This window comes from Polaromonas sp. (genome assembly GCF_036676035.1).
Taxonomy (GTDB): Bacteria; Pseudomonadota; Gammaproteobacteria; order Burkholderiales; family Burkholderiaceae_C; genus Polaromonas.
The window spans coordinates 1-19,659 of record NZ_JAKFDR010000098.1 but is presented as its reverse complement, the minus strand read 5'-3'; the positions used below and the strand labels follow the sequence as shown (position 1 = coordinate 19,659).

Genomic DNA, 19,659 nt, shown 5'->3' with positions numbered 1-19,659 from the left:
CGGTTCTTAATCCGCCTGTTTGCGCAGGAAGGCCGGGATCTCGAAGTCATCCATGCCGCCCGAGGCCAGTGCGTCCACCTTGGCGGCGGCCTGCGTGCGGTTGGTACGCCACACGCTGGGCACGGCCATATTGCCGTAGTCAGGCTGGGCCACGCCGCCCGTCATGGCAGGCGAACCGGCCACCCCGGTATTGAGCGTGGGCACGTTGAACGGCACGTTGTCAGTACCGGTGCGCAGCACCTGCAGCGGCGGTGCGTGGCGACGCACCCCCTGGCGGCTCAGACCCGTCGCGACCACGGTCACGCGAATTTGGTCGCCGAGCGCATCGTCGTAGGCGGTGCCGTAGATCACATGCGCATCGGGTGAGGCATAGGCGCGAATGGTGTTCATCGCCAGCTTGGACTCGCTCAGCTTGAGCGAGCCCTTGGCCGCGGTGATCAGCACCAGCACGCCCTTGGCGCCCGACAGGTCGATGCCTTCGAGCAGCGGGCAGGCCACCGCCTGCTCGGCCGCGATGCGGGCACGGTCAGGGCCGTTGGCCACCGCCGTCCCCATCATGGCCTTGCCGGGTTCGCCCATCACGGTGCGCACGTCTTCGAAGTCGACGTTGACGTGGCCGGGCACATTGATGATCTCGGCAATCCCGCCGACGGCGTTTTTCAGCACGTCGTTGGCATGGGCAAAGGCCTCGTCCTGGGTCACGTCATCGCCAAGCACTTCGAGCAGCTTCTCGTTGAGCACCACGATCAGTGAATCGACATTGGCTTCCAGCTCGGCCAGGCCTTGATCCGCATTGGTCATGCGGCGACCGCCTTCCCAGTCGAAAGGCTTGGTCACCACGCCCACGGTGAGAATGCCCATCTCCTTGGCAATGCGCGCGATCACCGGGGCCGCGCCGGTGCCGGTGCCGCCGCCCATGCCGGCCGTGATGAACAGCATGTGGGCGCCATCGATGGCCGAGCGGATATCGTCCACCGCCAGCTCGGCCGCGTCACGCCCTTTTTCGGGCTTGCTGCCGGCGCCCAGCCCGCTGCCCCCCAGCTGGATGGTTTTGTGCGCGCTGCCCCGGCCAAGGGCCTGCGCGTCGGTATTGGCGCAAATGAATTCGACACCCTGAACGTTGCAACCGATCATGTGCTCGACCGCGTTGCCGCCGCCGCCACCCACGCCAATCACCTTGATTTGCGTGCCCTGGTTGAATTCTTCGATTTCAATCATTTCGATGCTCATGGGAGCCTCCTATCAATAAACTGCAGTTGCCAAGATTTTTTAAACGTTCTTCTGTTTGACATTGATGCTCATGAGGGCGGATCAGCGCCCCCTGACCTTGAACGTCCCAAAGCATGTTTTGGAACACATCTGGAAGGACACCGGGACTCAATAAAAGCTAAAAAGTTTTTCATCAGAAGTTCCCCACAAACCAGTCTTTGACACGACCGAAAGCGTTGTGCACACTGCCTGCCTTTTGCGCCACCTTGTAGCCGCGCATGCGTGCCAGGCGCGCTTCTTCGAGCAGGCCCATCACCGTGGCAGCGCGGGCTTGCGCCACCATGTCCGACAGGGCGCTGGAATATCTGGGAATACCGCGGCGCACAGGTTTGAGAAAAATGTCTTCGCCCAGCTCCACCATGCCGGGCATCACGGCGCTGCCGCCGGTGATCACAATGCCCGACGAGAGCACCTCTTCGTAGCCTGACTCGCGGATGACCTGCTGCACCAGCGAAAAAATCTCTTCGACACGCGGCTCGATCACCCCGGCCAGCGCCTGCTTGCTGAGCATGCGCGGACCGCGATCACCCAGACCGGGCACCTCGACCTGCGTTTCCGGATCGGCCAGCAGTTGCTTGGCATAACCGCTTTCCACCTTGATGTCCTCGGCATCCTTGGTCGGCGTGCGCAGGGCCATGGCAATGTCGCTGGTGATCAGGTCACCAGCAATCGGGATCACGGCGGTATGGCGAATGGCTCCGCCCGTGAAAATCGCCACGTCGGTGGTGCCGGCACCAATGTCGACCAGCGCCACACCGAGCTCCTGCTCGTCCTGGCTGAGCACCGACAGGCTCGACGCCAGCGGATTGAGCATCAGCTGGTCCACCTCCAGGCCACAGCGGCGCACACACTTGATGATGTTCTCGGCGGCACTCTGCGCACCGGTCACGATGTGCACCTTGGCTTCCAGGCGGATGCCGCTCATGCCAATGGGTTCGCGCACGTCCTGGCCGTCGATCACGAACTCCTGCGGCTCGACCAGCAGCAGGCGCTGGTCGGTGGAGATGTTGATGGCTTTGGCGGTTTCAATCACGCGCGCCACATCGGCCTGCGTGACTTCCTTGTCCTTGACGGCCACCATGCCGCTGGAATTGATGCCGCGGATATGGCTGCCGGTGATGCCGGTGTAGACGCGCGCGATCTTGCAGTCGGCCATCAACTCGGCCTCTTTCAGCGCCTGCTGGATGCTTTGCACCGTGGCATCGATGTTGACCACCACGCCGCGCTTGAGACCATTGCTGGCCGCAATGCCCAGGCCGGCCAGCTTGAGCTCCCCACCCGGCAAGACTTCGGCAACCACGGCCATCACCTTGCTGGTCCCGATGTCCAGCCCCACCACCAGATCTTTGTATTCCTTGGCCATATGTTTACCTTCGTTCTTTCCTGTCCCGTTTGTCACCCATCCCTGTCGTGGTGACCCCTCTGAGCTTGAGCGCATAGCCATTGCCGTAACGCAAATCGGCGGATTCCAGATTTCGGCCGAATTTCGACGACACCTGTGTCAACGTGGCGGTGAATCGCTGTGTCCGCGCCAGAATCTCTTCGAGTGAACCATGGCCCAGTTCGAGCACGGCCTCACTGTCCAACCGGGCCCGCCAGCTGCCGCGCCCGGTCAGCTCGAGCTGCTCCAGCGTGGCATCGAGCTTTTCAAACTCCGGCGCAAGCATCTGGTAACCCTGCAGCACCAGGGCCGCCTGCCCCTGGGGGCCATTCAACCGCGGCAGGGCCTCGGACTCCACATCCCCCTGGTTGGCTTCGAACACCTCACCAAAATGGTTCACCAGCCGCGAGTCCTCTTCAGGGCCCCAATAGGCCATCGCCTGGTGCTCCTGCAAGCTCACCCGGAGCCGATTGGGAAATTCGCGCTGCACCACCGCCTTGCGCACCCAGGGCACCGCCTCGAAGGCGGCGCGCGTGCGGGCCAGATCGACCGTGAAGAAATTGCCAGCCAGCCTGGGCGCCACATTGGCACGCAAGGTCACGGCGTTGTTATGCGTCAAATCACCTTGCACATGGATGGCCTTCAAGGCGAACAGCGGCTGACGCATCAACCACGTCCCCACCCATGCCAGCGCCATGGCCGCAAACGCCAGGCCGAACACCATGGACAGGGTGTTCATGAACTTGACATCCAGCGGCAATGGCTTTGGCAGTGGCAGGGTTCGACTCAAGTCAATGTCCTCCCGGCTTGGGATAATCCAGCGCGGCCGTTTTGAGCACCTCGATGCAAAGGTCCTCGTACGAAATACCGGCCGCCCGCGCCGACATCGGCACCAGGGAGTGCCCCGTCATGCCGGGTGAGGTATTGATTTCAAGCAGGTAGGGCTTGCGCGTTGTCGCATCGATCATCACATCAGCCCGGGCCCAGCCGCGGCAATTGAGCGTGCGGTAGGCCTGCAACACCAGTTGCTGGATGGCCTGCTCTTCGCCCTCGGGCAGTCCGCAAGGCACCAGGTACTGCGTGGTATCGGTGAAATACTTGTTCTGGTAGTCATAGTTGCCATCCGGCGCCACGATGCGAATCACCGGCAGCGCCCGGGCCTGCGCGCCCGTTCCCAGCACCGGGCAGGTCACTTCATCGCCGCTGATGAATTGCTCGCACAGGATGTCGGCATCCAGCTGCCCGGCCTGCGCCACTGCGCCCGCCATATCCACCGCCTTGGTCACCTTGGTCAAACCAATGGAAGAGCCTTCGCGCGAAGGCTTGACGATCAGCGGCAGACCCAGCGTGTCGGCAATGGTGTTGACCTGGGCACTGCTGTACGCCCCCTGGTGCAACAGCACATACTTCGGCGTGGGTAGGCCCTCGGCCAGCCAGACGCGCTTGGTGGTGACCTTGTCAATGGAAATGCTGGAGGCCATCACCCCCGAGCCGGTGTAGGGAATGCCCAGCAGCTCCAGGGCGCCCTGCACCGTGCCGTCTTCGCCAAACCGGCCATGCAGGGTGATGAAGCAGCGTTCAAAGCCTTCATTTTTCAGCTCGCCCAGATCGCGCTCGGCAGGATCAAAGGCATGGGCATCGACACCCCGCGAACGTAGTGCCTGCAGCACGCCCGCGCCCGACATCAGGGAAATCTCGCGCTCGGCGGACCGCCCTCCCATCAGCACGGCAACCTTGCCAAAATCCGGATTCTTCTGACTCATGATGTCCGCCCCGCCGGCGCCGGGCGCCCTGTTATTTCCTGCATTTCAACGACTTTTCCGGCGACCAGACCAATCGAGCCCGCCCCCATGCACATCACCACATCGCCGTCCCGCGCGTTGTCCAAAATAGCCTGCGGCATGGCACCAATGTCATCCACGAACACGGGCTCCACCTTGCCGGCAACCCGCAAGGCGCGCGCCAGCGAACGCCCGTCAGCCGCCACCACCGGCGCTTCGCCGGCGGCATAGACCTCTGCCAGCAAAACGGCATCTGCCAGCCCAATGACCTTGACAAAATCCTCAAAGCAATCGCGGGTGCGGGTATAGCGGTGCGGCTGGAAGGCCAGCACCAGCCGCCGGCCCGGAAATGCCCCGCGCGCCGCGGCCAGCGTGGCGGCCATCTCGACCGGGTGATGGCCGTAGTCATCGATCACGGTAAAGCTGCCGCCCCCGTTGTCGGGTTTGGCCGCAACCTCGCCGTATCGCTGGAAGCGGCGGCCCACCCCCTTGAAGTCGGCCAGTGCTTTTTGCACGGCTGCATCAGGCACATTGAGTTCCACGGCGACCGCAATCGCCGACAGTGCATTGAGCACGTTGTGCACACCCGGCAAATTGAGCACGATGGGCAAGTCCGGCAAGGTCACGCCGTTGCGCCGCTGCACCGTGAAATGCATCTGTTCGCCCACCGCCCGCACGTTGATGGCGCGTACCTGGGCTTCTTCAGCAAAGCCGTAGCTGGTGATGGGACAGGTCACCTGGGGCACGATTTCGCGCACGGCCGCATCGTCGGTGCACAAAATCGCCGTGCCATAAAACGGCATGCGGTGCAGGAAGTCGACAAATGCATGTTTCAGCCTGCCGAAATCATGGCCATAGGTTTCCATGTGATCGGCGTCGATATTGGTCACGACCGCCATCACCGGCAGCAGGTTGAGGAAAGACGCATCCGACTCGTCGGCCTCAACCACGATGTAGTCGCCCGAGCCCAGCTTGGCATTGGCGCCGGCGCTGTTGAGCCGGCCGCCAATCACAAAGGTCGGGTCCAGCCCCGCTTCGGCCAGCACACTGGCCACCAGGCTGGTGGTCGTGGTCTTGCCATGCGTTCCGGCAATCGCGATGCCCTGCTTGAGACGCATCAACTCGGCCAGCATCAGGGCCCTCGGCACCACCGGGATGCGCTTTTCGCGCGCCGCCAGCACTTCGGGATTATCGGCCTGCACCGCCGTGGAGGTGACCACCGCATCTACCGTGGCCAGGTTGGCCGCAGCATGGCCTACAAAGGTTTTGATGCCCAACTGAGCCAAGCGCCTGAGCGTCTGGCTGTCATGCAGATCGGAGCCGGAGATCACATAGCCCAGGTTGTGCAGAACCTCCGCAATACCCGACATGCCGGATCCACCCAGCCCGATGAAATGAATGTTTTTAATGGCGTGTTTCATGTTGCCAGCTCCTCGCAAGCGGCCACCACAAGGGCTGTGGCATCTGTTTTTTGCATCTTTCTGGCCTGTAGCGCCCGCTCCATCAGCGCGGAGCGCTCTGTTTTTTGCAGCATTCTGGCCAAGTAGTCGGGTGTCAGGTCTTTTTGCCGCACCAACCAGCCGCCGCCCTGGTCCACCAGGAAGGCCGCGTTGGTGCTCTGGTGGTCGTCGACAGCTGCCGGGAAAGGCACAAACAGGGCCGCGGCACCCACCGCCGCAATCTCGGTCACGGTGCTGGCACCGGCGCGGCAGACAATCAGGTCGGCCTCGGCGAAAGCCTGGGCGGTGTCATCGATGAAGGGCGTGAGTTCGGCCTGCACGCCAGCGGCGCGATAGTTCTCGCGCAGTTCATCAATCTGCCGGGCGCCACTCTGGTGGATGACGCTGGGGCGCTGCGCCTGCGGAATCAGGGCCAGCGCTTGCGGCACGATGCGGTTCAAGGCTTGAGCCCCCAGGCTGCCGCCGACCACCAGCAATTTCAAAGGCCCGCTGCGGCCGGCAAAACGGACGGCAGGCTCAGGCTGCTGCGTGAATGCCGGACGCAAGGGGTTGCCTACCCACTGCGCATTTTTCAGCACATTTGGAAAGGCGGTAAAGACACGATCAGCCACGCCGGCCAGCACCTTGTTGACCAGGCCGGCGACCGAGTTCTGTTCGTGCAGCACCAGGGGTTTGCCCAGCAGCACACTCATCATGCCAGCCGGAAAAGCAATGTAGCCCCCCAGACCCACCACGACATCCGGCTTGACGCGGCGCACCACGGCAATGCTCTGCCAGAAGGCCTTGAGCAAGCGCAGCGGCAGGAAAGCCAGCGTGACAGGACTTTTGCCGCGCACGCCTGAAAAATCAATGCTCTCGAAAGCAAATCCGCGCGGTGGTACCAGTTGGCTTTCCATGCTCGGATGCTCGGCCGTGCCTTTACCGCCCAGCCAGTGCACACGCCAACCGCGCTCACGCAGGGCTTCGGCCACGGCCAGCCCGGGGAAAATGTGGCCGCCGGTGCCACCGGCCATGACCAACGCGCACTTGCTCATGGTGTCACCTCTTGCTCCTGCTCCCTCTCCCTCTGGGAGAGGGCAGGGGTGAGGGCATCGCGCCGACCGAGCGCCCTCACCCTAACCCTCTCCCAGAGGGAGAGGGAAAAAGCCCCCCCCGCACAGGGGCTGAGGAATAGAGGCGTCCGCACGGCGCTCATGGCCGCCCTCCCCGCATCAAGGTTCTGTTCTCGTAGTCAATCCGCAGCACCACGGCAAGCGCGATCAGGTTCATGAGAATCGCAGAGCCGCCATAGCTCATCAGCGGCAACGTCAGGCCCTTGGTGGGCAGGGCGCCCAGATTCACACCCATGTTGATGAAGGCCTGAAAGCCCATCCAGATGCCCACGCCCTGCGCGACCAGACCGGCAAACAGGCGGTCCAGCGCAATCGACTGGCGGCCGATATGCATGATCCGGCGTGTCATCCACATGAACATGCCGATGACCGACAGCACCCCCAGCAAGCCAAACTCCTCACCGATGACGGCGAGCAAAAAGTCGGTGTGCGCTTCAGGCAGCCAGTGAAGTTTTTCAATGCTGCCGCCCAATCCCACCCCGAAAATCTCGCCGCGTCCGAACGCAATCAGTGAATGGGACAGCTGGTAGCCCTTGCCCATGGAGTACTTGTCGCTCCACGGGTCAAGGTAGGCAAAAATCCGCTCCCTGCGCCAGTCACTGAGCATCACCATCAGGCCAAAAGCAATGACGACCACCGCCGCGATGACAAAGAACATGCGCGCATTGACGCCGCCCAGAAAAAGTATGCCCATGGCAATCACGGAGATCACCATGAAAGCGCCCATGTCGGGCTCGGCCAGCAGCAGCAGCCCCACCACCGCAATCGCCACCGCCATGGGCATCACCGCGCGGAAGAAGCGCTCCTTGACCTCCATCTTGCGCACCATGTAGTCGGCGGCATACAACAGCACCGCGAACTTGGCCAGCTCGGAAGGCTGGAAATTCATGAACCCCATGGAAATCCAGCGCCGTGCACCATTGACGCCTTTGCCGATGAATGGCACCAGCACCAGTATCAGCAGCAGCAAAGAGGCCACAAACAGCCAGGGCGCCAGTTTTTCCCAGGTTGACATGGGTATTTGAAAGACCAGCACGGCGGCCACAAATGCCACCGCCATCGACAACACATGGCGCAGCAAAAAGTGGGTGTGGGCGTAGCGGGCGAATTTGGGGTTGTCCGGCATCGCGACGGAAGCCGAATACACCATGATCAGCCCCCACATCAGCAGCGCGAGCGTGACCCACACAAGAGTCTGATCAAACCCGGGCATGCGATGGGGTGTGGAGGGCGTGCGCGACAGGCTCTGGCCCCCGGTACGAACCGGCAACGCATCGGAGGCAGCCTTGCCCAAGCCCGAAAACCAGCCGGAAAGACGTGCCATGGCGATCACGACACAACCCCCGCATCCTGCGCCAACTCATTGACGGCCTGACAAAACACCTGGGCGCGGTGCTCGTAGTTTTCAAACATGTCAAAACTGGCACAAGCAGGTGACATCAGGACGGCATCACCGGTTCGGGCTTGCTGCGAGGCCAGCAGCACCGCTGCGGGCATAGCCTGCGCATCGAGCAAGGCAACACCCGTACCCTCCAGCGCGGCCCTGATCAGAGGGGCATCGCGTCCGATCAAAATCACCGCCCTGGCATGGCGTGCCACCGGATCGGCCAGTGGCGAAAAGTCCTGCCCCTTGCCTTCTCCGCCCAGGATCACGACCAGCTTGCGCTCCGCTCCCAGACCGGCCAGTGCCGCGACCGTCGCTCCGACGTTGGTTCCTTTGCTGTCGTCAAAATACTCGACGTCATGGATCACGGCAACCGACTCCACCCGGTGCGGCTCGCCTTTGTATTCGCGCAGGCCATGCAGCATGGGGGCCATGCCGCAGCCGGCCGCAACGGCCAGCGCCAGGGCCGCCAGCGCATTGCTTGCGTTATGGCGGCCGCGAATCCTCAGGGCATCGACGGGCATCAAACGCTGGACATGCAGCGTGATTTCCTCATCCTTGCGGCGCTTGATGGTTTCATCCGCCTCGGCCGCGCGGACCAGCCAGGCCATGCCATTGACTGTTTCGATGCCGTAGTCACCGGGGCGTTGCGGCTCGTCACTGCCAAAAGTCAGGTACTCGCGCAGCTGTTTGCCCTTGACCAGCGGCGGCAAGCCGGACATGACCCGGGCGTCATCACGATTAAGCAGCATCAGCCCCTGGCTGCCATAAACACGCGATTTGGCTGCCATGTAGGCAGACATGGTTTCATGCCAGTCCAGATGGTCCTGGGTGATGTTCAGGATGGTGGCGACAGACGGTTCGAAATTGTTCACCTGATCGAGCTGGAAACTCGACAGCTCAAGCACCCAGACCTCCGGGAAAACTTGCGCATCCAGTTTTTCGGCCAGGGTATCGAGCAGCGTCGGGCCGATGTTGCCCGCCACAGCCACCGAGTTACCGGCGCGCTGAACCAGCTGCCCCGTCAGGGATGTCACGGTCGTCTTGCCATTGGTGCCCGTGATGCCAATCACTTTGGGGGCGTAGCCCTGGCTCTCTTTGAGGTCCGCCAGCGCTTGCGCAAACAGGCTCAGCTCATTGCCGCAGACCACACCCCTGGCCTGTGCAGCGTTCATCACTGGCGCCACCGAGGCGGGCGACAAGCCCGGGCTTTTGAGCACCAGATCAAAATCGGCAGCGCCCAGCAGCGCTTCATTCATCTCGCTGCTTACAAAGGTAGCCAACGGCACCGCGTCCTGCAAGACCTGAAGCTGCGGCGGTGCCTGACGGGTATCGGCCACGGTCACCTGGGCACCCCAGCGGGCACACCAGCGGGCCAGCGCCAGGCCGGACAAGCCCAGCCCCAGCACCAGAACATTTTTTTGAGCCAGGTGTTTCATCTTAGTTTGAGCGATGAAAGGCCGACCAGACACAGCAGCATGGTGATGATCCAGAAGCGCACCACCACCTGCGTTTCTTTCCAGCCACTTTTCTCGAAATGATGGTGCAGCGGCGCCATCTTGAGGATGCGGCGTCCTTCTCCGTATCTTTTTTTGGTGTATTTGAAATACACCACCTGAAGCATCACGGAAAGGGCCTCGACCACGAAAATTCCGCCCATGATGGCCAGCACGATTTCCTGGCGAACAATGACGGCAATGGTGCCCAGTGCCGCACCGAGCGCCAGCGCGCCGACGTCGCCCATGAACACCTGGGCCGGATGGGTGTTGAACCACAGGAATGCCAAGCCGGCGCCGGCCATGGCAGCGCAAAATATCAGCAACTCGCCCGAGCCGGGGATATAGGGGAACAAGAGGTATTTGGAGTAGACCGAGCTGCCCGTCACGTAAGCAAACACGCCGAGCGCCGAACCAACCATGACCACCGGCATGATCGCCAGGCCGTCCAGCCCATCCGTCAGATTGACGGCATTGCTCGCGCCCACGATCACCAGGTAGGTGAGGATGACAAAGCCAAACACGCCCAGCGGGTAGCTGACTTCCTTGACAAACGGCACCAGCAAGCCGGCCTTGGGTGGCAGGTTCACATCAAAGCCCGATTGCACCCAGCTGAAGAACAGCTCCAGCACACGCAGGTTGGAGCTCTCGGAAATGCTGAACACCAGGTACAGCGCAGCCAGCAGGCCAATCAGCGACTGCCAGAGGTATTTTTCACGCGACCGCATGCCTTCGGGGTCTTTGTGCACCACCTTGCGCCAGTCGTCTGCCCATCCAATGGCGCCAAAACCCAGCGTGACGACCAGCACAATCCAGACAAAGCGGTTGCTCAGGTCAAACCACAACAGCGTGGAAATGCCAATCGACAAAAGAATCAGCACGCCCCCCATCGTCGGGGTGCCGGTCTTGCTCAAATGCGTCTGCATCGCGTATTCACGGATGGGCTGGCCAATCTTGAGTTCCGTCAAGCGGCGAATCACAAAGGGACCGGCAATCAAACCGATCAGCAAGGCGGTCATGGCCGCCATCACCGCACGAAAAGTGATGTACTGAAACACCCGGAAATAACCAAACTCGGGCGACAGGCTTTGCAACCACTGAGCCAGACTCAATAACATTTTGATTCCTTGCCGGCCTGCGCCGTTAATCCATCCTGCCCAGGCTGTATTGCGGCAGCCGGTTCAACCGCCATCGCCTCAATCGCCTGAACCACGCGCTCCATCTTCATGAAGCGTGACCCCTTGACCAGCACGCTGCCCTGCTGGCCCAGCATCTGGCGCGTCAATTCGATCAACGAGTCCATGCTGTCGTGGTGGTGCGCGCCGGGAAATGCAGCCGCACTGTGCTTCATCAAGTCACCAATGCACAGCAGGCCTTCGATGCCGGATTGCCTGGCGTACTGGCCAATTTCCTGATGAAACTCAGGCCCGCGATCGCCCACCTCCCCCATGTCGCCCAGCACCAACAGGCGCGGGCCCGGCAAATTTGCCAGCACGTCAATGGCCGCGCGCATGGAGTCGGGGTTGGCGTTGTAGGTGTCGTCAATCAGGGTGAATGATCGCCCTTGCAGACTGATGGTCGCGGCCCGTGAACGGCCTTTGACGGGAACAAACGCAGACAGCCCGGCCGCGATGGCTGCCAACGGGGTCCCTGCTGCCAGCGCACAGGCCGTCGCCGCCAGCGCATTCTTGACGTTGTGGCGACCCGCCACCGCCAGCTCAAATTCAAACGAACCTGAAGGTGTTGTCGCATTCACCTGCCAGTAACTGCCGGTCCAGCCGGCATCCGCCGTCACATCGGCCAGCCCGGTCTCGGCAAATGTCAACACCGGCCTTGAGCCTGCCAGCGCTCGCCAAACGCCTGAGTACTCATCATCGGCGGGGAATACGGCCACGCCTTGGGCGCCGAGTGACTCTATGACCGAGCCGTTTTCGCACGCGACGGCTTCAACCGTCGCCATGAATTCAAGATGCTCGCGCTGGGCGTTGTTGACCAGCGCCACGGTGGGCTTGGCGATGGCCGAGAGGTAGGCAATCTCACCCGGGTGGTTCATGCCCAACTCCACCACCCCTACCCGATGGCTGCGCTGCAGGCGCAGCAGGGTCAGGGGCACCCCAATGTCGTTGTTGAGATTGCCTTCGGTGGCAAAGGCCTGCCCCTGTTTCCAGGCACGCAGAATCGACGCAATCATTTGCGTGACGGTGGTTTTCCCGTTGCTGCCCGTCACCGCAATCAGCGGCAGTTCAAACTGCGAGCGCCAACCGGCAGCCAACTGCCCCAAGGCCAGCTTGGAGTCCGCCACCTCCAGACCCGGCAGACCTGCGTGGGCAAGACCGTGGTGCGCAATGGCGGCCACCGCCCCCTTGTCTTTGGCCTGGGCGAGAAAATCATGCGCGTCAAAACGCTCCCCCTTGAGCACCACAAACAGATCGCCGGCCTGCAGGGTTCGCGTATCGGTGTGCACCCGATTGACACGCACCTCGCCATCGCCCACCAGCCGCGCCGAAGGCAGCCAGCCCAATACTTGCTGCAAATTCATCATGCGACACCTCCTGCGCCCGGGACCGTGGCCGGGCCCTGCTGCAGGGCTGCTTGCGCATGGACCCGGTCAGAAAACGGCAACCTGACTCCCTGCACCTCCTGGTAGTCTTCATGCCCTTTACCCGCTATCAGCACGACATCGCCAGATTGCGCCAAACCCAGCGCATGCGCAATCGCCGCAGCCCGGTCGGCCTGCACATGGACCACCGCACGGTGACTCAAGCCCAGCAGGATCTGACTGATGATGACCGCCGGACTTTCACTGCGCGGGTTGTCGCTGGTCACCACAATCTCGTCCGCATTTTTTTCTGCGACGGCCGCCATCAGGGGGCGCTTGGTGGCGTCGCGGTCCCCGCCACAGCCAAACACACACCAGAGCCGCCCTCCGCGACTCAGCGCGACCGGTCTCAGGGCGGACAGGACTTTTTCGAGCGCGTCCGGCGTATGCGCGTAATCGATGACCGCCAGCGGCCGCCCCTGCAGGGCGATGGTCTCCATGCGGCCAGGTACGGGCAGCAGGTCGGCGCAAGCACCCACGGCATCCTTCAAGGAAATATTCATGGCCCTCAGGGCCGCCATCACGCCGAGCAGGTTGGAAACGTTGTACTGCCCCACCATCGGGGTTGAAATCCAGTGCTTCTCAGCCCCTTCGAACACCTCAAAACTCAAAGCCTGGGCACCGTGCTCAATCGCCCGGGCTTCAATCCGCGCAGGCCCCACACAGGAAAAAGTCCAGACATCCAGACCCGACTCCCGCAGCGATTCGGCCAGCTCGACGCCCTTGTGATCATCGACATTGATCACCGCGGCCTTGAGGCCTGGCCAGCTGAACAGCCCGGCCTTGGCTTCCCAGTAAACCTGCATGGACGCGTGGTAGTCCAGGTGATCCTGGGTGAAGTTGGTCAGAATCGCGATCTGTATGGCGGTTGCATCCAGGCGGCGCTCGGCCATGCCGATCGAAGAGGCCTCCATCGCACAAGCGGAAAAACCTTCATCCACAAAGCGGCGCAATTGCTGCTGCAGCAAGACCGGGTCTGGCGTTGTCAAGCCGTTGTAGACCATGGCATGGGGCTCGCCAACGCCCAGTGTCCCGACCACGCCGCACCTGCGCCCCAGCTTGGCCAGCGCCTGGGCCAGCCACCAGGTGGTGGACGTTTTTCCATTGGTGCCGGTCACGGCCAGCACCTGCAGGTGCTGGCTCGGCTCATCAAAATAGGCCGCCGCAATGGGCGCCGTGGCGGCCTTCAGCCCGCCGTAAACCGCGATGCGGTCGTCGGAAAAACCATAGGCGTCCACGCCATCCTGTTCGACCAGACAGGCATGGGCGCCAGCTGCCAGCGCCTGGTTGACGTATTTGCGGCCATCGGTCGCGGCGCCGGGCCAGGCGATGAAACCATCACCCGCACCCACTTTGCGGCTGTCGGCCCACAGACTGCCTGTGACGCGTTCACGCAGCCAGCGGGCTGCCTGTTCAGGAGTTTGCAGCAGCGTGGTCAAAATGACTCCTCCACGGCTTGCGCCACGATCTGCGGTTTCACCGCCACGTCGGGTTGCACGCCCATCATGCGCAGGGTCTGCTGCACCACTTCGCTGAACACCGGCGCTGCGACATCGCCACCAAAGTACTTGCCCGCCGACGGCTCATCAATCATCACCGCCACAATGACACGCGGCTTGTCGATGGGCGCCATGCCCACGAACCAGCCCCGGTACTTGCGGTCCTTGTCGGTTCCATAGCCCTTGCCCACCTGCTTGTAGGCCGTGCCTGATTTGCCGCCAACCGAATAACCCACGGTCTGGGCTTTGGGGCCGGTGCCGCCAGGGCCCGCCGCCATTTGCAGCATCTTGCGGATTTCTGCCGCCGTGCGGGATGAAAAGACCTGCACACCGGAGGCAGGTTCATCGCTTTTGAGCAGCGTGGCCGAAATGATCTGCCCATCATGGCCAAACACGGTATAGGCACGCGCCATCTGGAACAGCGAGGCCGACAAGCCGTAGCCATACGACATGGTCGCCTGCTCAATCGGCTTCCAGGTTTTGTAGGGCCGCAGACGCCCCGACACCACGCCCGGGAAAGCGAGCTGCGGCTTCTGGCCGAAACCAGCCCGTGAAAAAGTCTCCCACATTTCTCGCGGCTGCATTTGCATGGCCATCTTGACCGTGCCCACGTTGCTGGACTTCTGGATCACCTCCTCAACCGACAGCACGCCACGGGGGTGCGCGTCGCTGATGGTGGAGCCTGTGATCTGGATGCGGCCCGGCGCCGTCTGGATCTGGGTTTGGGGTTTCACACGGTTGGTGTCCAATGCCAGGCCGACCGTGAAGGCCTTCATGACAGAGCCCGGCTCAAACGTGTCGGTCAGGGCCCGGTTACGCAGTTGCGATCCGCTCATGTTCTGGCGCTTGTCCGGCACATAGCTGGGATAGTTGGCCATCGCCAGCACCTCGCCTGTGATGGCATCGAGCACCACCACACTGCCGGCATGCGCCCTGTTGGTCAGCACCGCGTCCCGCAGTTTCTGGTAGGCCACGAACTGCATCTTGCTGTCGATGCTCAGCTGCAGCTCCTTGCCATCGACCGGCGGCACCTGTTCGCGCACGTCTTCCACCACCCGGCCCAGGCGGTCCTTGATCACCCGGCGGGAACCGGGGCGCCCCGCCAGATCCTTGTTGAAGGCCAGCTCCATGCCCTCTTGCCCGCGGTCTTCCACATTGGTAAAGCCCACCACATGCGCGACCGCTTCACCCTCCGGGTATTGCCGCTTGTATTCCTTGCGCTGGTATATCCCCTTGATGCCCAAGGCCTGGATTTTCTGGGCAACAGGCTCGTCAACCTGACGCTTGAGCCAGACAAAGCTCTTGTCTTCGTTCTCAAGTTTCTTTGACAACTCTGCCTGGGACATGTCCAGCAGTTTCGCGAGCTGCGCCAGCTGGGCTTTGCTGCCTTCCACATCTTCCGGAATCGCCCAGATGCTGGGCGCCGGCACGCTGGAAGCCAGGATCAGGCCGTTGCGATCCAGAATGCGCCCGCGGTTGGCGGGCAACTCCAGCGTGCGGGCAAAGCGGACTTCGCCCTGCCGCTGGAAAAAATCATTGCCAAACACCTGCACATACGCAGCCCGCCCCGCCAATGCAACAAAGGCCAGCGCAATGCCGGCCACGATGAACTTGCTGCGCCAGACCGGCGTTTTGCTCGCCAGCAAGGGGCTGGAAGTGTAGAGGACGCTTCTACTCATGCGTACCCCCCGCCGCCGCATTGCTTTTATACGTTACATACTGCGTGATGGCAGGCGTGACCGTTTGCATCTGCAAGCGGTCTTTCGCTAGTTTTTCCACCCGCAACGGCGTCGCCTGCGCGCGCTTTTCAACCTGCAGACGCTCGCTGTCGGTCTCCAGCCTGCGGCTTTCGGCGGTGGCTTTTTCCAGCTCGACATACAGGCGGCGAGACTCGTATTGCGTGCGCACCAGGTACAGCGCACTGACCATCACTGCCACCAGCAACACCAGATTGAGGCGGGTCATGAGGCCCCCACGCTTGTCGCTGCGCGTACTGCGCTGCCCCCCGAGGGGGCTGAACTTGCTTGGGGCGGCCCTTCGCGGCGTTCGGCGGCCCCCACGCTTGTCGCTGCGCGTGCCTCCGGCGTTACGCTGCCCCTTTCACCACGAGGAGGGGCTGAACTTGCTTGGGGCGGCCCTTCGCGGCGTTCGCTGGTCCCCACGCTTGTCGCTGCGCGTACTGCGGTGCTCATGCGCTCACCTCCGTGCGCTCGGCGACGCGCATGACGGCACTGCGCGAGCGCGGGTTGCCGGCAATTTCTTCTTCGCTGGGCTTGATGCGACCAAGCGCCTTGAGCTTCATCGCCTTGGGCGCAGCAAAAGGCGCGCGACGGTCAAACACCTCGCGCGAATGCGCCGCCATGAATTGCTTGACGATGCGGTCTTCCAGTGAATGGAAACTGATCACCACCAAACGTCCTCCTGGTTGCAGTACCTTCAGTGAAGCCTCTAGCGCTTGTTGCAGCTCTTCAAGCTCGGCGTTGATGAAAATCCGAAGAGCCTGAAATGTGCGCGTTGCAGGGTCCTTGCCCGGCTCGCGGGTTTTGACCGCGCCAGCCACGACTTCGGCCAGCTCAGCGGTGGTTCGAAGAGGGCCCCGTTCCTGTCGGCGACGATCAATCGCCTTTGCAATCTGTTGAGCAAACCGTTCTTCGCCATATTCACGAATCACCTCCGCCATGGTTTCTATCTGCGCATCTGCCAGCCAATCGGCCACACTTTGACCGCGCGTGGTGTCCATGCGCATGTCGAGGGGACCGTCCGATCGAAACGAGAAACCACGCGCCGCGTTGTCGATTTGTGGCGAGCTCACGCCCAGATCCATCAGCACGCCAGCCGCGCTGGCCGCAGGCAGCTCGCCCAGATGCATGAAGCCCTCGTGGCGAATGGAAAACCGTGGATCGACCAGGGTCTGCGCCTCGGCAATCGCGTCGGGGTCTTTGTCGAAGGCCGTCAGGCGGCCGCTTGGCGAGAGTTGCGAAAGGATCAGCCGCGAATGCCCGCCGCGGCCAAAGGTCGCGTCGATGTAGTGGCCGTCCGGGTTGATGTGAAGCGCCTCGACTGCTTCGTTCAACAAGACGGTGCGGTGTGTCCATGTGTCTTGCACCGTCTGCTTTCTAAAATGAAAAGTCTCTGAAGACATCGGGCATCTCGCCCTTCATCTGCTCGGCTTCCTGGGCCGCGTAGGTCGCCGCATCCCACAGTTCAAAGTAACTGCCCATGCCCAGCAGCACGGAGTCTTTGGTGATGCCCGCAGCCGCGCGCAATTCGGGCGAAACCAGCACACGGCCGGTCGCATCCATCTCCACATCCATGGCGTTACCGAGAAAAATCCGTTTCCACCACTGTGCCTGCATCGGCAAAGCCGCAATGCGCTCGCGGAATTTCTCCCACTCGTTGCGAGGGAAAATCATCAGGCAGCCGTGCGGATGCTTGGTGATGGTGAGCTGGCTGGCGGCCGTGGCGCTGAGCACGTCACGATGCCGGGTCGGCACAGAAAGCCGACCCTTGGCATCGAGAGCTACAGATGACGCGCCTTGAAACACCGCTAAAAACCTTTAGAAAACACTTTTCACCACTAAATTGCACTTTTTACCACTTTATCAGGAAACCTCCCGCACGCAAGAGGGTTGAAACAAATTCTTTCAATGAAATCAAGGACTTAGGCGTCTTTCCGGAAGCAAACCAAAAGCAAAAAAGTGTTCTAAATTATGCACTTAGAACATCTAGTGAAAGTGTTGCCTTAAGCCAATTAAGCTATTGAAGAGCGCATGGGGATTAAAACCCAGCGAGCCAAACGGCTTGGCTTTCCCGTGGAAGCTTAGCCGGTGCCGAGCCGCCTCAAACCGGCTGCGCCCCCTCGGGGGGCAGGGCGCAGCCCGTGGGGGCCTTAGACGCCGGCGTGCCGGATAAGCGCCCCACTGAGTCCTGCGCCTAAGGCTGTCCCTTAATCCGGCTCGGGCGATGCGGCACTTCTGCAGCAGCCACCCGGTGAATTTCGAAGGCCGTGACTTGAAACCATCACAAAACGCCCTTATGATTGGCACTCGATGACATGGAGTGCTAACAAATCACTCCTGCCACCTAAGTTAACAAGCACCAACCTCATACGCTGGTGCTTTTTGATTCCTAAAACCATTGTCTAAAAGCAAGGAGCTCTCATGAAACTTCGTCCCCTGCACGACCGCGTGATCGTCAAACGCGTGGAAAACGAAACCAAAACCGCCTCTGGCATCGTCATTCCCGACAGCGCCGCTGAAAAGCCTGATCAGGGTGAAGTCTTGGCCGTCGGTCCTGGCAAAAAGAATGACAAGGGCGATTTGAGCCCGATGGCCGTCAAAGTCGGCGACCGCGTGCTGTTTGGCAAATACAGCGGCCAGACCGTCAAGGTCGATGGCGACGAGCTGCTCGTGATGAAAGAAGACGACCTGTTCGCGGTCGTCGAGAAGTAATTTTTCTCATCTCTTTCAATCCTTAAATTTACTGAATCTGGAGAATTAAACATGGCAGCAAAAGACGTCATTTTCGGCGGCGAAGCCCGCGCACGCATGGTCGAGGGTGTGAACATCCTGGCCAACGCCGTCAAGGTAACCCTGGGCCCCAAAGGCCGCAACGTGGTGCTCGAGCGCTCTTTCGGCGCCCCCACCGTGACCAAAGACGGTGTGTCCGTCGCCAAAGAGATCGAACTCAAGGACAAGCTGCAAAACATGGGCGCGCAGATGGTCAAGGAAGTGGCTTCCAAGACCTCCGACATCGCGGGTGACGGCACCACCACCGCCACCGTGCTGGCACAAGCCATCGTTCACGAAGGCATGAAGTACGTGGCCGCCGGCATGAACCCGATGGACCTCAAGCGCGGTATCGACAAGGCTGTTCTGGCCCTGACCGAAGAACTGAAAAAGGCTTCCAAGCCCACCACGACTTCCAAGGAAATCGCCCAGGTCGGCTCGATTTCTGCCAACTCTGACGAAACCATCGGCAAGATCATTGCTGACGCGATGGACAAAGTCGGCAAAGAAGGCGTGATCACCGTGGAAGACGGCAAGTCGCTCGAAAGCGAACTCGACGTCGTTGAAGGCATGCAGTTTGACCGTGGCTACCTGTCACCCTACTTCATCAACAACCCTGAAAAGCAGTCCGCCCTGCTGGACAACCCGTTTGTGCTGCTGTTCGACAAAAAGATCAGCAACATCCGTGACCTGCTGCCCACCCTGGAGCAAGTCGCCAAGGCCGGCCGTCCGCTGCTGATCATCGCTGAAGAAGTTGAAGGCGAAGCCCTGGCAACGCTGGTGGTCAACACCCTGCGCGGCATCCTGAAAGTGGTGGCTGTCAAGGCCCCTGGCTTCGGCGATCGCCGCAAAGCCATGCTGGAAGACATCGCCATCCTGACCGGCGGCAAGGTCATCGCTGAAGAAGTCGGCCTGTCGCTCGAGAAAGTGACGCTGGCTGACCTCGGCCAGGCCAAGCGCATCGAAGTGGGCAAGGAAAACACCATCATCATCGACGGCGCCGGCGCAGCCAGCGACATCGAAGCCCGCGTCAAGCAAGTGCGCGTTCAGATCGAAGAAGCGACCAGCGACTACGACCGTGAAAAACTGCAAGAGCGCGTGGCCAAGCTGGCCGGCGGTGTTGCCGTGATCAAGGTTGGCGCTGCCACCGAAGTCGAAATGAAAGAAAAG

At 61.5% G+C, this 19,659-nt stretch carries 17 protein-coding genes; 2 read left to right on the top strand and 15 right to left on the bottom strand.

Annotation, left to right across the window (positions count from 1 at the left end; genetic code table 11):
- Window positions 1-6: 6 nt before the first annotated feature.
- The 15 genes from ftsZ to mraZ form a co-directional block, all read right to left on the bottom strand.
- Window positions 7-1,230, bottom strand: coding sequence for a cell division protein FtsZ (gene ftsZ, locus V6M61_RS14365; protein WP_332777262.1), 1,224 nt, complete (start codon window positions 1,228-1,230; stop codon window positions 7-9).
- A gap of 172 nt (window positions 1,231-1,402) precedes the next feature.
- A complete protein-coding gene (gene ftsA, locus V6M61_RS14360; RefSeq protein ID WP_332777261.1) occupies window positions 1,403-2,632 on the bottom strand; it encodes a cell division protein FtsA in 1,230 nt (409 codons plus the stop codon).
- A 4-nt stretch (window positions 2,633-2,636) separates the two neighbouring features.
- Window positions 2,637-3,440, bottom strand: coding sequence for a cell division protein FtsQ/DivIB (locus V6M61_RS14355; RefSeq protein WP_332777260.1), 804 nt, complete (start codon window positions 3,438-3,440; stop codon window positions 2,637-2,639).
- Window position 3,441: 1 nt separating this feature from the next.
- A complete protein-coding gene (locus V6M61_RS14350) occupies window positions 3,442-4,413 on the bottom strand; it encodes a D-alanine--D-alanine ligase (protein ID WP_332777259.1) in 972 nt (323 codons plus the stop codon).
- Entirely contained in the window at window positions 4,410-5,852 is a 1,443-nt protein-coding gene (murC, locus tag V6M61_RS14345; RefSeq protein ID WP_332777258.1) for a UDP-N-acetylmuramate--L-alanine ligase, read from the bottom strand. The genes V6M61_RS14350 and murC overlap by 4 nt, the downstream gene beginning before the upstream one ends.
- Window positions 5,849-6,925, bottom strand: a complete 1,077-nt coding sequence (murG, locus tag V6M61_RS14340; protein ID WP_332777257.1) for an undecaprenyldiphospho-muramoylpentapeptide beta-N-acetylglucosaminyltransferase — start codon at window positions 6,923-6,925, stop codon at window positions 5,849-5,851. Before murG ends, murC begins: the two co-directional genes overlap by 4 nt.
- 157 nt (window positions 6,926-7,082) lie before the next feature.
- Complete coding sequence (gene ftsW, locus V6M61_RS14335; protein ID WP_332777256.1) at window positions 7,083-8,327, bottom strand: putative lipid II flippase FtsW; 1,245 nt, start codon at window positions 8,325-8,327, stop codon at window positions 7,083-7,085.
- Between the two features lie 5 nt (window positions 8,328-8,332).
- Complete coding sequence (gene murD / locus V6M61_RS14330; protein ID WP_332777255.1) at window positions 8,333-9,826, bottom strand: UDP-N-acetylmuramoyl-L-alanine--D-glutamate ligase; 1,494 nt, start codon at window positions 9,824-9,826, stop codon at window positions 8,333-8,335.
- Window positions 9,823-11,001 carry a phospho-N-acetylmuramoyl-pentapeptide-transferase gene (gene mraY / locus V6M61_RS14325; RefSeq protein WP_332777254.1) on the bottom strand — a complete coding sequence of 393 codons (1,179 nt, stop codon included), beginning with the start codon at window positions 10,999-11,001 and terminating at the stop codon, window positions 9,823-9,825. Before mraY ends, murD begins: the two co-directional genes overlap by 4 nt.
- Window positions 10,992-12,425 (bottom strand): UDP-N-acetylmuramoyl-tripeptide--D-alanyl-D-alanine ligase, encoded by a 1,434-nt coding sequence (locus V6M61_RS14320; protein WP_332777253.1) that lies wholly within the window; start codon window positions 12,423-12,425, stop codon window positions 10,992-10,994. Before V6M61_RS14320 ends, mraY begins: the two co-directional genes overlap by 10 nt.
- Entirely contained in the window at window positions 12,422-13,921 is a 1,500-nt protein-coding gene (locus V6M61_RS14315; RefSeq protein ID WP_442957786.1) for a UDP-N-acetylmuramoyl-L-alanyl-D-glutamate--2,6-diaminopimelate ligase, read from the bottom strand. The genes V6M61_RS14320 and V6M61_RS14315 overlap by 4 nt, the downstream gene beginning before the upstream one ends.
- The gene (locus V6M61_RS14310; RefSeq protein ID WP_332777252.1) at window positions 13,918-15,660 is read right to left on the bottom strand and encodes a peptidoglycan D,D-transpeptidase FtsI family protein; all 1,743 of its coding nucleotides are present in this window, start codon (window positions 15,658-15,660) and stop codon (window positions 13,918-13,920) included. The genes V6M61_RS14315 and V6M61_RS14310 overlap by 4 nt, the downstream gene beginning before the upstream one ends.
- Window positions 15,653-15,946, bottom strand: a complete 294-nt coding sequence (ftsL, locus tag V6M61_RS14305) for a cell division protein FtsL (RefSeq protein ID WP_332777251.1) — start codon at window positions 15,944-15,946, stop codon at window positions 15,653-15,655. Before ftsL ends, V6M61_RS14310 begins: the two co-directional genes overlap by 8 nt.
- 223 nt (window positions 15,947-16,169) lie before the next feature.
- Complete coding sequence (gene rsmH, locus V6M61_RS14300; protein ID WP_442957785.1) at window positions 16,170-17,123, bottom strand: 16S rRNA (cytosine(1402)-N(4))-methyltransferase RsmH; 954 nt, start codon at window positions 17,121-17,123, stop codon at window positions 16,170-16,172.
- The gene (gene mraZ, locus V6M61_RS14295; RefSeq protein WP_332777249.1) at window positions 17,098-17,526 is read right to left on the bottom strand and encodes a division/cell wall cluster transcriptional repressor MraZ; all 429 of its coding nucleotides are present in this window, start codon (window positions 17,524-17,526) and stop codon (window positions 17,098-17,100) included. The genes rsmH and mraZ overlap by 26 nt, the downstream gene beginning before the upstream one ends.
- A 615-nt stretch (window positions 17,527-18,141) precedes the next feature.
- Between mraZ and groES the strand changes: the two genes are divergently transcribed.
- Both groES and groL read left to right on the top strand, forming a co-directional pair.
- Window positions 18,142-18,432, top strand: coding sequence for a co-chaperone GroES (gene groES / locus V6M61_RS14290; protein ID WP_332777248.1), 291 nt, complete (start codon window positions 18,142-18,144; stop codon window positions 18,430-18,432).
- 51 nt (window positions 18,433-18,483) lie between these two features.
- Window positions 18,484-19,659: chaperonin GroEL (gene groL / locus V6M61_RS14285; protein WP_332777247.1), on the top strand; the 1,176-nt coding region annotated here is incomplete at its 3' end.

Coding starts and splice junctions, on each gene's coding strand:
- murG (WP_332777257.1), bottom strand. CDS start 6,925: ATGAGCAAGTGCGCGTTGGTCATGGCCGGTGGCACCGGCGGCCACATT.
- ftsW (WP_332777256.1), bottom strand. CDS start 8,327: ATGGCACGTCTTTCCGGCTGGTTTTCGGGCTTGGGCAAGGCTGCCTCC.
- V6M61_RS14310 (WP_332777252.1), bottom strand. CDS start 15,660: ATGAGTAGAAGCGTCCTCTACACTTCCAGCCCCTTGCTGGCGAGCAAA.
- ftsL (WP_332777251.1), bottom strand. CDS start 15,946: ATGACCCGCCTCAATCTGGTGTTGCTGGTGGCAGTGATGGTCAGTGCG.
- rsmH (WP_442957785.1), bottom strand. CDS start 17,123: ATGTCTTCAGAGACTTTTCATTTTAGAAAGCAGACGGTGCAAGACACA.
- ftsZ (WP_332777262.1), bottom strand. CDS start 1,230: ATGAGCATCGAAATGATTGAAATCGAAGAATTCAACCAGGGCACGCAA.
- murD (WP_332777255.1), bottom strand. CDS start 9,826: ATGAAACACCTGGCTCAAAAAAATGTTCTGGTGCTGGGGCTGGGCTTG.
- groES (WP_332777248.1), top strand. CDS start 18,142: ATGAAACTTCGTCCCCTGCACGACCGCGTGATCGTCAAACGCGTGGAA.
- mraY (WP_332777254.1), bottom strand. CDS start 11,001: ATGTTATTGAGTCTGGCTCAGTGGTTGCAAAGCCTGTCGCCCGAGTTT.
- ftsA (WP_332777261.1), bottom strand. CDS start 2,632: ATGGCCAAGGAATACAAAGATCTGGTGGTGGGGCTGGACATCGGGACC.
- V6M61_RS14320 (WP_332777253.1), bottom strand. CDS start 12,425: ATGATGAATTTGCAGCAAGTATTGGGCTGGCTGCCTTCGGCGCGGCTG.
- V6M61_RS14350 (WP_332777259.1), bottom strand. CDS start 4,413: ATGAGTCAGAAGAATCCGGATTTTGGCAAGGTTGCCGTGCTGATGGGA.
- murC (WP_332777258.1), bottom strand. CDS start 5,852: ATGAAACACGCCATTAAAAACATTCATTTCATCGGGCTGGGTGGATCC.